This is a genomic window from Arenibaculum pallidiluteum (assembly GCF_017355985.1).
In the GTDB taxonomy this organism is placed as follows: domain Bacteria; phylum Pseudomonadota; class Alphaproteobacteria; order Azospirillales; family Azospirillaceae; genus Arenibaculum; species Arenibaculum pallidiluteum.
In genome coordinates this window covers 526,576-539,468 of the sequence record NZ_JAFIQU010000001.1, presented here as the reverse complement: position 1 = coordinate 539,468, position 12,893 = coordinate 526,576, and the positions used below count along the sequence as shown (strand labels likewise).

10 protein-coding genes are annotated in these 12,893 nt (G+C 70.7%); 6 read left to right on the top strand and 4 right to left on the bottom strand.

Translation table 11 applies throughout. From position 1 onward, the window contains the following. Window positions 1–203: 203 nt before the first annotated feature. The 5 genes from JUB13_RS02600 to JUB13_RS02580 all read left to right on the top strand — a co-directional run bounded on the left by JUB13_RS02600 (window position 204) and on the right by JUB13_RS02580 (window position 7,540). On the top strand, window positions 204–1,187 hold the full coding sequence (locus tag JUB13_RS02600; protein WP_207476959.1) for an ArsR/SmtB family transcription factor: 984 nt from the start codon (window positions 204–206) through the stop codon (window positions 1,185–1,187). Further along, window positions 1,184–2,116, top strand: coding sequence for a methylenetetrahydrofolate reductase (metF, locus tag JUB13_RS02595; protein WP_207476957.1), 933 nt, complete (start codon window positions 1,184–1,186; stop codon window positions 2,114–2,116). The genes JUB13_RS02600 and metF overlap by 4 nt, the downstream gene beginning before the upstream one ends. A gap of 34 nt (window positions 2,117–2,150) precedes the next feature. Further along, window positions 2,151–5,639, top strand: coding sequence for a methionine synthase (gene metH, locus JUB13_RS02590; protein ID WP_207476955.1), 3,489 nt, complete (start codon window positions 2,151–2,153; stop codon window positions 5,637–5,639). Window positions 5,640–5,737: 98 nt separating this feature from the next. Then, complete coding sequence (locus JUB13_RS02585; RefSeq protein ID WP_207476953.1) at window positions 5,738–6,244, top strand: pentapeptide repeat-containing protein; 507 nt, start codon at window positions 5,738–5,740, stop codon at window positions 6,242–6,244. A 210-nt stretch (window positions 6,245–6,454) separates the two neighbouring features. Further along, window positions 6,455–7,540: a GGDEF domain-containing protein gene (locus tag JUB13_RS02580; RefSeq protein ID WP_207476951.1), complete on the top strand. Its 1,086-nt coding sequence runs from the start codon at window positions 6,455–6,457 to the stop codon at window positions 7,538–7,540. Between the two features lie 23 nt (window positions 7,541–7,563). On the opposite strand, the gene JUB13_RS02575 is transcribed toward JUB13_RS02580, so the two are convergent. Both JUB13_RS02575 and JUB13_RS02570 read right to left on the bottom strand, forming a co-directional pair. Next, a complete protein-coding gene (locus JUB13_RS02575; RefSeq protein WP_207476949.1) occupies window positions 7,564–7,950 on the bottom strand; it encodes a hypothetical protein in 387 nt (128 codons plus the stop codon). A gap of 52 nt (window positions 7,951–8,002) precedes the next feature. Continuing rightward, window positions 8,003–8,386 carry a hypothetical protein gene (locus tag JUB13_RS02570; protein WP_207476947.1) on the bottom strand — a complete coding sequence of 128 codons (384 nt, stop codon included), beginning with the start codon at window positions 8,384–8,386 and terminating at the stop codon, window positions 8,003–8,005. Between the two features lie 242 nt (window positions 8,387–8,628). Between JUB13_RS02570 and JUB13_RS02565 the strand changes: the two genes are divergently transcribed. Then, window positions 8,629–10,941 carry an ATP-dependent helicase gene (locus JUB13_RS02565; protein WP_207476946.1) on the top strand — a complete coding sequence of 771 codons (2,313 nt, stop codon included), beginning with the start codon at window positions 8,629–8,631 and terminating at the stop codon, window positions 10,939–10,941. Window positions 10,942–10,983: 42 nt separating this feature from the next. On the opposite strand, the gene JUB13_RS02560 is transcribed toward JUB13_RS02565, so the two are convergent. Further along, window positions 10,984–12,096, bottom strand: a complete 1,113-nt coding sequence (locus JUB13_RS02560; RefSeq protein ID WP_207476944.1) for a glycosyltransferase — start codon at window positions 12,094–12,096, stop codon at window positions 10,984–10,986. After that, the gene (locus JUB13_RS02555) at window positions 12,096–12,887 is read right to left on the bottom strand and encodes a lysophospholipid acyltransferase family protein (RefSeq protein ID WP_207476941.1); all 792 of its coding nucleotides are present in this window, start codon (window positions 12,885–12,887) and stop codon (window positions 12,096–12,098) included. The genes JUB13_RS02560 and JUB13_RS02555 overlap by 1 nt, the downstream gene beginning before the upstream one ends. Window positions 12,888–12,893 lie beyond the last annotated feature (6 nt).

The window sequence follows — 12,893 nt, the reverse complement described above, 5'->3', positions numbered from 1 at the left end:
CAACATTCACACATTCGAGGTATCACACCGCGCCGGGATTTTCCAGCCACCGCAGGATGCACCGCCAATGCGACAGATCCCGGATCCTCGCATGCGTCCGGCATAGGGCGCGCACCGGCCGTTGTGCGGCCGAAAGCTGTTTACCCAGCATAAAGATATCTTTATATATGGCATCTGTTCTCGACGTACTGTCTGGTTCCGCCATGGATGACCTGCTGGGAGCTCTGAAGGCCGCGGCCGAGCCCACCCGGCTCCGCCTGCTGGCTCTCTGCGCCCGCGGCGAGCTGAGCGTCACGGAGCTGACCCAGATCCTGGGCCAGAGCCAGCCGCGCGTCTCGCGGCATCTGAAGCTTCTGTGCGGTGCCGGGCTGCTCGACCGCTTCCGGGAAGGAACCTGGGCCTTCTACCGGCTTGCTGAGCGGGGATCGGCCGCGGCGCTGGCGCGCACCCTGGTCGGCGCCATCCCGGACAGCGATCCCGTGCTCGCGCGCGATCTCGACCGGCTGGAGCGCATCAAGCGCAGCCGCGCCGAGGCTGCCGCCTCCTACTTCCGGGAGAATGCCCAGCGCTGGCATGAGATCCGCGGCCTGCACGTCCCCGAGCGCGAGGTGGAGGCGACGCTGCTGGGGCTGCTGCCGGCCGAGGGCATCGACGACCTGCTCGACATCGGGACCGGAACCGGGCGCATGATCGAGCTGCTGGCGCCGCGCGTCCGGCACGCCATCGGCATCGACACCTCGCGCGAGATGCTGGCGGTCGCCCGGGCCAATCTGGAGCGCGCCGGGCTGCTGGCCCGTTGCCAGGTCCGCCAGGGCGACATGTACCAGCTTCCCTATGACGACGGGTCCTTCGACGCCATCCTGCTGCACCAGGTCCTGCACTACGCCGAGGATCCCTCGGCCGCACTGGCCGAGGCGGCGCGCGTCCTGCGGCCGGGCGGCCGGCTCGTTGCCGTGGACTTCGCGGCGCACGAGCTGGAGACGCTGCGCACGGAGCACGCCCATCGCCGCCTCGGTTTCGAGGAATCGGAGGTGCAGGCCTGGCTGCGGGCGGCGGGACTCGTGCCCGCCGAGCCGCTCCGCCTCCCCGGTGCCGCGCTTACCGTCGTGGTCTGGCCGGCGAGCCGGCCGGACGTCCCCGCATCCCGTCCTTCCCCCCTCCTGACGACCACCGGAGTGTCGCCATGACCCCTGCCTTCGCCGATCCCGGCGGGCCCCCGGCCAGCACCTCGGCAAGCCCGTCGGTCAGCTTCGAGTTCTTCCCGCCCAAGACGGAGAAGATGGAGCAGACCCTGTGGCAGGCCATCGGCAAGCTCGCGCCGCTCCAGCCGTCCTTCGTCTCGGTCACCTACGGGGCCGGCGGCTCGACCCGCGAGCGCACGCACGCGACGGTGACGCGGATCCAGTCGGAGACCGGGATCGCCGCAGCGGCGCACCTGACCTGCGTCGCTGCGAGCCGCGACGAGATCGACGCGATCGCCCGCACCTATTGGGAAGCGGGGATCCGCCACGTCGTCGCCCTGCGCGGCGATCCGCCCGGCGGGCTGCTGTCGGGCGCCGCCTACGAGCCGCATCCCGGCGGCTATGCCTATGCCTGCGACCTCGTCGCCGGGCTGCGCCGCGTCGCCGATTTCGAGATCTCGGTCGCGGCCTATCCCGAGACGCATCCCCAGGCGCGGGACGCGGCCTCGGATCTCGACAACCTGAAGCGCAAGATCGACGCAGGGGCGACCCGCGCCATCACGCAGTTCTTCTTCGACAACGACGCCTATCTGCGCTTCGTCGACAGGGCGGCGGCGGCGGGGATCACCGTGCCCATCGTCCCCGGCATCCTTCCCATCACCAACTTCGCCCGCGCGGTCGAGTTCGCGCGGAGCTGCAACGCGCGGATGCCCGAGGGCATGGCCCAGCTCTTCGACGGGCTCGACGATGATCCCGAGACGCGCCAGCTCGTCGCGGCCACCGTCGCGGCCGAACAGTGCCGCTCGCTCCAGGCGCGCGGCGTCAGGGATTTCCATTTCTACACGCTGAACCGGGCCGAGCTGACGGTGGCGATCTGCAGGATGCTCGGCATCCGCGCGTCCTCGCAGCGCATGCCCGAGCCGGTCGCCAACTGACGCGCCGCCAGTCCTCTTTCCTACGGAACATTCCATGGCCGATCTCCTCGACGTTCTCCGCGACCGCGTCCTGCTCTGCGACGGAGGCATGGGCAGCCGCGTCCAGGCGCTGGACCTCGAGGTCGAGCGCGACTACTGGGGCAAGGAGAACTGCACCGACGTGCTCGTGCTGTCGCGCCCCGACCTCGTCCGCGACATCCATCGCGGCTATTTCGAGGCCGGGGCCGACATGGTGGAGACGAACACCTTCGGCGCGTCGCCGGTGACGCTGGCCGAGTTCGACCTGCAGGACCGGGCCTACGAGATCAACCGCCGCGCGGGCGAACTCGCGCGCGAGGCGGCCGAGGGCTTCGCCGACGGCCGCCCGCGCTTCGTGCTGGGATCGGTCGGGCCGGGCACGCGGCTGCCCACGCTCGGCCATATCGGCTACCGGCCCCTCGAGGAGGCGCTGACGGTCCAGGCCGAGGGGCTGATCGCCGGCGGCGTCGACGCGATCCTGATCGAGACCTGCCAGGACACGCTGCAGATCAAGGCCGCGGTAAACGCCTGCAAGATCGCGCGGAAGCGGGCGGGCAGGGATGTTCCGGTCTTCGTCCAGGTGACGGTGGAGACGACCGGCACGCTGCTGGTCGGACCCGACATCGGCGCCGCCGCGACGGTCATCAATGCCCTGGACGTCCCGCTGATCGGCCTGAACTGCGCGACCGGGCCGGCCGAGATGGCCGAGCACCTGCGCTGGCTGTCCGAGACCTGGGAGGGCCTGATCTCCGTCCAGCCCAATGCCGGCCTGCCAGAGCTCGTCGACGGGCGCACCCACTACCCGCTCCAGGCCGACGAGTTCGCGCTGTGGCACGAGCGCTTCGTGACCGAGTTCGGCGTGAACCTGATCGGCGGCTGCTGCGGCACCTCCATCAGCCATATCCAGGCGGCCGACGCCATGCTGCGCCGCCTCGCCGGCGATGCCGCGCGGCCGGCCGTGCGCACGCGCACCGCGCACTGGGTGCCGTCCGTCGCCTCGCTCTACAGCGCCGTGCCGCTGCGCCAGGAGAACGCCTACCTGTCGATCGGCGAGCGCTGCAATGCCAACGGCTCGAAGCGCTGGCGCGAGCTGCAGGAACGCCACGACTGGGATGGCTGCGTCGACATGGCCCGCGAGCAGGTGCGCGAGGGATCCCACGCGCTCGACATTTGCACGGCCTTCGTCGGGCGCGACGAGATCGCCGAGATGAACGAGGTGGTCACCCGCTTCACGGGGTCCGTGACCGCTCCGCTGGTGATCGATTCCACCGAGCTCGCGGTGATCGAGAACGCGCTCGAGCGCCACGGCGGCAAGCCGATCATCAACTCCATCAACTTCGAGGACGGCGAGGAGCCGGCGGCGCGGCGCCTGGAGCTCGCGCGGAAGTTCGGTGCGGCGGTGGTCGCCCTGACCATCGACGAGGAGGGGATGGCCAAGACCGCCGAGCGCAAGCTCGAGGTGGCCCGGCGGCTCTACGACTTCGCGGTGAACCGGTACGGGCTTCCGCCCGAGGACCTGCTGTTCGACCCCCTGACCTTCACCATCGCGACCGGCAACGAGGACGACCGCAAGCTCGGCATCGAGACGCTGGAAGCGATCGCGATGATCGCCAAGGAGATGCCGCGCTGCCAGATCATCCTGGGGCTCTCCAACATCTCCTTCGGGCTTTCGGCGGCGGCACGGCACGTCCTTAACTCCGTGTTCCTGGACCACGCCGTGCGCCGGGGCATGACCGGCGCGATCGTTCACGTCTCCAAGATCCTGCCGCTGCACGCGATCCCCGCGAAGGAGGTCGAGACCGCCGAGGACCTGATCTTCGACCGTCGGCGCGAGGGCTACGATCCCCTGCAGGCCTTCATCGGCCTCTTCGAGGGGCGCAAGGCGTCGGACGCCAAGCGCAAGGAGCGCCCGGCGGAGGTCGAGGAGCGGCTAAAGCAGCGCATCGTCGATGGCGACCGGACCGGGCTCGAGGCCGACCTTGAGGAGGCCATGACCCGGCACCGGCCGCTCGACATCATCAACACCTTCCTTCTGGACGGCATGAAGGTGGTGGGCGACCTGTTCGGGGCCGGCAAGATGCAGCTTCCGTTCGTGCTGCAGTCCGCCGAGACGATGAAGGCGGCGGTCGCCTACCTGGAACCCTTCATGGAGCGGGTCGACGGCCAGCAGAAGGGAACCATCGTGCTCGCCACGGTGAAGGGCGATGTCCACGACATCGGCAAGAACCTCGTCGACATCATCCTGACCAACAACGGCTACAAGGTCGTCAATCTCGGCATCAAGCAGCCGATCCAGACGATCATCCAGGCCGCGCGCGAGCACGGGGCGCAGGCTGTCGGCATGTCCGGCCTGCTGGTGAAGTCCACGGTGGTCATGCGCGACAACCTGGAGGAGATGACGCGCGAGGGGCTTTCGATGCCCGTCCTGCTCGGCGGCGCGGCGCTGACCCGCGCCTATGTCGAGGAGGACTGCGTGCGCTCCTACGGGCCGGGGCGCGTCGCCTATGCGGGGGATGCCTTCGACGGGCTCGCCCTGATGGACAGGATCGTCGACGGGCAGTTCGACGACTATCTGGCGGCGGTCCAGGCCAAGCGCCGCAGCCGGCCCGTGAACACCAAGCGCCAGATCGGCCGCGCGACGCAGGCCGACACCGGCCCCGTCGACTTCGAGGCGGCGCGGACCCGCCGCGCACGCCTGTCCGAGCCGGTGCCGACGCCGCCCTTCTGGGGCCCCAAGGTGATCGAGCGCGTCAACCTGAAGACGCTGGTGCCCTACCTGAACGAGCGCATGCTCTACCAGCTCCAGTGGGGCTATCGGAAGGACGGCCGGACGCTCGACGAGTTCAAGGAATGGGCCAAGGTCGAACTGCGGCCGATCCTGTTCCGCATGCTCGAGCGCTGCGCCCGCGAGGAGATCCTTCGGCCCCAGGCGGTGTACGGCTACTGGAAGGCTGCGGGGCACGGCAACGACGTTGTCCTGTTCGCGGAGGACGGCGAGCGAGAGGTCGCCCGCTTCACCCTGCCGCGCCAGGCCAAGGAGGACGGCGAGTGCATCGCCGACTTCTTCCGCGACATCTCCGAGGGACCGGGCCGGCGCGACGTGATCGGCCTTCAGGTCGTCACCATGGGGCAGCAGGCCTCGGATGTCGCGCGCGACTGGTTCGAGAAGAACCTCTACCAGGACTACCTGTACCTCCACGGCATCGGCGTCGAGATGGCCGAGGCCATGGCCGAGTACGTCCACAAGCGCATCCGGACCGAGCTCGGCTTCGCCGCCGAAGACGCGCCCGACATGGAGAAGCTGCTGCAGCAGGGGTATCGAGGATCGCGCTACAGCTTCGGCTATCCCGCTTGCCCAAATCTTGAGGATCAAGGCCAGCTCCTGAGCCTGCTGGGCTCCGAGCGGATAGGCGTGGAGCTGTCGGACGAGTACCAGCTCCATCCCGAGCAGAGCACCTCGGCCATCGTCACCCTGAACTCGAACGCGAAGTACTTCTCGGTCTGAGAGTGCCGCCCTATTCCTACGGCGAACCGGCGCCTGCGGCACGATGCGGCAGGCGCCGGTCCTTTTCGCACCGGGCGATCGTGCCTATATCCCGTGGCATGTCGGCCCGCCTCGCCGCGACCGCGGCCCTTCTTGCTGCCTGCCTCTTCGCCGTTCCAACGCCAGCCCTAGCCGAGTGCGCCAATGCGGCGGCGCCCGGCGTGAACTGGCGGCGCTGCCTGCTCGACGGGCGCGACCTCACCGGCGTCGACCTGACCGGGGCGATGCTGCGCGACGCCAGCTTCCAGCGCTCCGATCTGTCCCAGGCCACGTTGGCCAAGGCCGACGCCTTCCGCGCGAAGTTCCTCAGCGCGCGAGCCAAGGGAGCCCGCTTCGACGAGGCCCGTCTGACCGAGGCCGACTTCACCCGCGCGGATCTGACCGGCGCCTCCTTCGCCGGCGCGGACCTGCGGAACAGCCGGTTCTTCGACTCCGTCCTGCGGGACGCGGACCTGACCGGCGCGATGCTGCTGGGCGCGCAGTTCCGCAACACCGATTTGAGCGGCGCGCGCTGGACCGACGGCAAGAGGATCTGCGCGCCGCGCTCGATCGGCCAATGCAACTGATCGCCGGTGCGACTGATCGATCGGTTCAGCCGGCCTCCCGGCGCGCTTGCCCGCCTGGGCCGGACGGCATAGGATGCAGCCGCTGCGTGAAATACCTGATAAATCCGTGAAATGGCATGCCGGCGCGCATATGCGGACCCCGTGTGTGCATCGCGTTCAAGGTTCGGTCATACATATCAATGTAGCTTGGTCGGAAGGGGAGGACCGGGCTTGGACCGCGAAGGTTTGACCGAAGACGGCCTCGAAGCGGCGACGCGTCTCGCCGAGCAGGCCATGGCGCGCATGGCGCGCGAGCGGGTCGCCCCGACACCCGAGAATTTCGCGGTCTGGTACGCTCATTACAGCGGCCGGGCCCCGGACCTGAGCCGCGCCATCGAGATCCTGGCCAGCAGCGGACAGGCCTTCTCGACGCAGCGCTCGGCCGATCTCTACGACCGGTTCGTCGGCGGCCGGCGCGAGACCGAGGCGGTCCGCGCCGCGGGCCTCAGCATCCAGACCATGCTCGACGAGCTGCTGAGCCAGCTCGAGGCGTTCGACAGCGGCACCTCGCGATACGGGGCCGTGCTGGAGACTGCCCGCGGCCGGCTCGATCCCGGAGGAGGCTCAGTGGGAGGGGCCGCGATGGGGCCCGGCGGCGTGGACCAGCTTCGGCAGCTGCTGGCCCTGGTCGCCGGCGAGACGCGCCGCATGGTCGACCAGAACCAGAGCCTTCAGAGCCAGCTCTCCAGCAGCAACGAGCAGCTCAGCGAGCTGCGCCGGAATCTCGACAACGTCAGGCGCGAGGCCGTCACCGACGCGCTGACGGGCCTGTTCAACCGCAAGCATTTCGATGGCGAGCTGCGCCGTCTCGCCACCGAGGCCATGGAGGTCGGCGCTCCGGTGTCGCTGCTGATGATCGACATCGACCATTTCAAGCGCTTCAACGACACCTGGGGGCATACCGTCGGCGACACGGTGCTGGCGCTGGTAGCCCGCACCATCCGCGACTGCATCCGCGACACCGAGATGGCGGCGCGCTACGGCGGCGAGGAGTTCGCCGTGATCGCTCCCGGCACCGACCTGGCCATGGCCGTCCGGATGGGCGAGCGGATCCGCGATGCCGTCTCGAAGAAGCAGGTCGTAAACCGGTCGCGGAACCAGTCGCTGGGGTCCATCACGCTGTCGGTCGGGATCGCCGAGTACCGTCCCGGCGAGCCGCTGGCCGCTCTGGTGCAGCGCGCGGACGAGGCGCTCTACGCCGCCAAGCGCCAGGGCCGCGACCAGGTCGTCAGCGCCGCGCAGCCCACCGCACTCTGATCCCCTCCCGGGCCGGCGGGGGTTCAGCGCAGGCTTCCGAGATCCTCGCGCTTGCGCCTTTCGAGCTCGGCCCGCAGCTTCGCGTCGCAGGGAACGGAGCGGACCTGCTCCAGCGCCTGCTGAGCGACCGCCTCGCCGTAGCGGCCGAGCAGGGCGATCTGCTCCTCGCCCAGGCGCGAACGGGTCCGGAGAGCCTGCATCACCGCGCCCACATGCGGGTTCGGATCCTGGCCGCAGTGAAGCGCCACCGCCGCCGTCGCCGCGAAGCGGCGCACGGCCGTGCCGTGCGGTCCGGACAGGAGCTGCGCCATGGCGCGGTCGTCCATTGCGGGCGGGACCTGCTGGGCGGACGCGGTGCCGGAGAGGCTCAGCAGCGCGGTGGCGATGGCGAGGGCTGTGCGGGTCGTCATGGATGCGCGGCGGGCCGGCCGGCTGGCCGGTGCCGCCAGGTCAGGTGTGGCGTCAGCTGCGGCGCGGGCGCGCCGGGCCGCGCCCGCGTGCGTTGACGGCGTTCAGGAAGCTGGTCGCCTGGGGTGCGGCCTCGGTCGCCGGGACATCGGGACGGGGCGGGCGCATCCGGGGAAGCTGCCCGGTGCTCGCGGCGAAATCCTGGGCCGCCTCTGCGGCCTCGTCGGCGATCTGCTGCCTGACCTGAGCTTCGAGCGTCGCGAAGGCGCGGGCGGCGAAGTCCATCCCGATCTGCGAGCGCGTCGCCTGCACCTGGCGCAGCGCCTTGCTGACGAGCGTGCACTCGAGCGCCGTCGAACCCGAGAAATGGTCGAGCACGTCAGCCAGGATCCCGATGGCCTGGATCGTACGCTCGTCGTCGAGCCTCAGCGGCGGCATGATGCCTCTCGGCTAGTATCCGTCCCATGAGAATAGGCATGCCGGTCCGGGACGGCAAGGCACCGCATTCGGGACGGCGTCGCGGCCTGGCGGCCCTGCGTGCGGCCGGACCTCCGCCAGCCCGCCATGCGCCGGCCGCGAACGCGCCATCGAGGTAGGGTTGCCCGGCCGGGGTTGCCCGGGCAGCCCCGATTGTTCATGGTACGTCCTCGCCCGGCTCCCGGGCTTCATTGGCACTGAGCATGTCCGATCCATTCCATCACGACGATCCTCTGGGCGACGACTCGGCCGCCATGCCGGCGCCGACCCATCCCGCGGTGCGGGCGGCCGGCTATCTCCAGGGCCTGAACGGCGCGCAGCGGGAAGCGGTCGAGGCGCTGGACGGGCCGGTCCTGGTGCTGGCGGGCGCGGGCACCGGCAAGACCCGCGTCCTGACGACGCGCCTTGCCCATCTGCTGGCGACGCGCAAGGCGACGCCCTGGCAGGTGCTGACGGTGACTTTCACCAACAAGGCTGCCCGCGAGATGCGCGAGCGGGTGGACCGCCTGCTCGGCGCGCCGACCGAGGGATGGTGGCTCGGCACCTTCCATGCCCTGGCGGCGCGGATCCTGCGCGCCCATGCCGAGCTGGTCGGGCTGAAGTCCAGCTTCACGATCCTCGATTCGGACGATCAGCTCCGGCTGGTGAAGCAGCTCGTGGCGGCCGAGGGCATCGATGACAAGCGCACGCCTGCGCGCGCCATCTTGGGCGCCATCGAGCGCTGGAAGGACCGCGGCCTGACGCCGGCCAAGCTCAAGGCCGAGGATGCCGGCGACATGGCGGGGGGCCGTCTGGTCGCGCTGTATCGGGCCTACCAGGAGCGCCTGAAGACGCTGAACGCCTGCGACTTCGGCGACCTTCTCCTGCACAACCTGACGATCTTCCAGGAGCATCCGGAGATCCTGGCCGACTACCACCGGCGCTTCCGCTACATCCTGGTCGACGAGTACCAGGACACCAACGTCGCCCAGTACCTGTGGCTGCGCCTGCTGGCCCAGGGGCACCGCAACATCTGCTGCGTCGGCGACGACGACCAGTCGATCTATGGCTGGCGGGGCGCCGAGGTCGGCAACATCCTGCGCTTCGAGCACGACTTCCCGGGCGCGCTGGTGATCCGGCTGGAGCAGAACTACCGTTCCACCGGGCACATCCTGGGCGCGGCCTCGGGGGTGATCGCCCACAACCGCGGGCGGCTCGGCAAGACCCTGTGGACGGAGGCCGAGAGCGGCGACAAGGTGCAGGTGCGGGCCGTCTGGGACGCGGAGGAGGAGGCCCGCTGGGTCGGCGACGAGATCGAGGCGCTGAACCGCCGCGGCACGGAGCTCTCGCAGATCGCCATCCTGGTGCGTGCGGGCTTCCAGACCCGCGAGTTCGAGGAGCGGTTCATCACGCTCGGGCTGCCCTACCGGGTCGTCGGCGGCCCGCGCTTCTACGAGCGGCAGGAGATCCGCGATGCGCTGGCCTATCTGCGCCTGATCGTGGTGCCCGAGGACGACCTGGCCTTCGAGCGCATCGTGAACGTGCCCAAGCGGGGCATCGGTCCCGCGACGCTGCAGCTCGTCAACCAGCATGCCCGCTCCCGCGGCATCGCGGCGAGCGAGGCCGCCTGGGACCTGACCCAGACCGACGAGATCAAGGGGAAGACGCGGGCGACCCTGCGCGCGCTGCTGGACGACTTCTTCCGATGGCGCGCCCTCGCGCAGTCGATGCCCCATCCGGAGCTCGCCCGGCTGGTGCTCGACGAATCCGGCTACACCGCCATGTGGCAGGCTGACAAGACGCCGGAGGCGCCGGGCCGGCTGGAGAACCTGAAGGAGCTGATCTCGGCGCTGGAGGAGTTCGAGAGCCTGCCCGGCTTCCTGGAGCATGTCAGCCTTGTGATGGAGAACGCGGAGCGCAGCCAGGGCGAGATGGTCACCGTGATGACGCTGCACGGCGCCAAGGGGCTGGAGTTCGACTACGTGTTCCTGCCGGGCTGGGAGGAGGGCCTGTTCCCCAGCCAGCGCTCCATGGACGATACCGGTATCGCGGGGCTGGAGGAGGAAAGACGGCTCGCCTATGTGGGCCTGACGCGCGCCCGCCGGCGGGCCTATGTGCTCCATGCCGCCAACCGGCGCGTTCACGGAAGCTGGACCTCGGCGATCCCGTCGCGCTTCGTCGAGGAGCTGCCGTCGGACCATGTCGAGGCCGAGGCCGCGCCAGGCCTCTTCGGCGGCGGGGCGGGGAGCTACGGCGGCGGGTTCGGGGGCATGCGCGACAGCTTCCAGGCGGACTGGCAGCGTGCCGCGCGACGGGCCCCGCAGCGTGCGCCGGTGATCGAGGGCACCGCCTTCGAGGTCGGGGCGCGCAGCCGGCCCGCGCAGCCCTTCGGGCGCGGCGCCCGGGTCTTCCACCAGAAGTTCGGCTACGGGACGGTCGTGGCCGTCGACCACGACAAGCTCGAGGTCGACTTCGACCAGGCCGGCAGCAAGAAGGTCATGGACAGCTTCGTCGTCCCGGCCGAGCAGGCGGGCTAAGTTCGGCGACACGCGCCGGGGGCTCGCCCCGGCGCGTCGGCCTCACGCCTGGGGCTCGTAGCTCCGCCCGCGCCAGGCGACGGGGTGGCTCCGCCGGGCGCGCAGCAATGCGGTCCATTGCAGCGCCAGCATCGCCAGCACGCCGAAGGGCTGCAGCAGCGCGCCCCGCAGGTCCGGCTCGAAGCGGCGCGCCAGCAGGACCCGCTGGCCGAGGCTTGCCGCGGCGGCCAGCCCGGCCGGCAGGGCGGCGGAATCTGGTCCCGCCAGCAGCAGGATCCAAGGCAGGACATGGCCGCCCAGCAGCAGCGCGGTCCAGACGGGCAGGGCGACGGGGCGCGCCATCCCCTCGGTCGCGTTCTTCGAGAATCCCTCCCAGGTCTCGGCGAAGCCCCGGTACATCCGGCATGAGGCGATCGGCGCCGCATCGAACAGGTCTGTGGCAATCCCGGCCCTTCGGAAGGCCCGTGGCAGCATGACGCCGTCATGCAGCGTCGCCGGCACCGCGCCGTGCCCGCCGGCGGCCTCGTAGGCGTCGCGCCGCGCGAGCATGAGCTGCCCGCATCCTGCCCCGAGGCCGGGTGCCCGGCTGCGGCGCATCCGCCCCATGGGAAGGTAGCCCAGCAGCAGCACGTGGATCATGGGCACCAGCAGCCGCTCCCCCGGGCTGCCGGTGACCTGGCGCGGAAAGCCGCTGACCAGCCCCGCCCCCGATCGTGCCAGGAAGGCGGCCGCACGGCCGACCGCGTCGGGCGCCAGGCGGACATCGGCATCCAGGAACAGCAGCACGTCATGGCGGGCCGCCCGGGCCAGGGCGCGGCAGGCATGCTGCTTGCCGACCCAGCCCGGCGGCAGCGGCGGCGCGCGCTCCAGCCGAACCCGCGGATCGCGCGCCGCGCGCTCCGCCACGACGGTGGCGGTCCCGTCGGTAGACCCGTCGTCCATCACGACGGCCTCGATGGCGACGCCGCGGCTGGCGAGCACGGCATCGAGACAGGCGCCGATATTGGCCTCCTCGTTGCGCGCCGGGATCAGCACGGACACCGCGATCCCCGGCGGCGGTGTTCCCGCGGGGCTGCGATAGGCCCGCAGGTTGGCGGCCGTCAGGACCAGGGGGATCAGCGCGAGGGCGAGGCACAGGATCGCCAGGACATCCATCAGCCCGGCGTCCCGTGCTCGCGGTGGAAGGTCTCGCCCTTCACCCAGGCCCGCCCGCGGCGCCAGAGGTCGTAGACGCCGCCGACCCCGGCCGAGCCCGCCAGCAGGCGCACGAAACGGTTGGGATCGCGGCTGAAGGAATCCCGGGCCAGGTCGTCCATGACGCGTTCGAGCGCCCGGGCGAGCACATCGGTCGCCTCGGCCGGCGGCAGGTGGGCCAGGGCCTCCGCGCCGATCGGCGAGCCGAAGCGCACCAGCGCCTCGGGCCGGCGCTCGGTCCAGAACGTGTACTCGACCGACATGGGCAGCAGCAGCAGGTCGGGTCTGCGCCGTGCCAGGTGCGCGATGCCCGGCATCAGGCGCACGGGACGCTGCCGGGGATCGGTGAACCGCCCCTCGGCCGTTACCCAGAGCATCGCCGCGGGATCGGCCAGGATCCGCTCCCCCGTGCGCAGGAAGGTGGCGGCCCCGCGCCGGCCGGGCTCCAGGCCGAAGAGGCCTAGGCGCGCCATGAAGCCGTAGCGGCGGAGCGCATCGGCGTCGATGGGGCCGAAGCCCGTGCGGTCCGGGAAAAGGCGCAGCGCCAGCGTGATCAGGAGCGCCGCATCCCACCAGGACGGGTGGTTCAGGTAGACCAGCACGGGCCGTCCGGTGGCAAGCGCGGGCGGGCCGGGCCGCGCCATCCGCAGCGCGTGGAAGTCGCGGCGCAGCGCCCTCGCCATGACGCCGCCGAAAAAGCGTATCATGGCGGGCGAGCGCATCGCCGCGGGATCGGCCGTCCCCTTCGCCATCGTCCC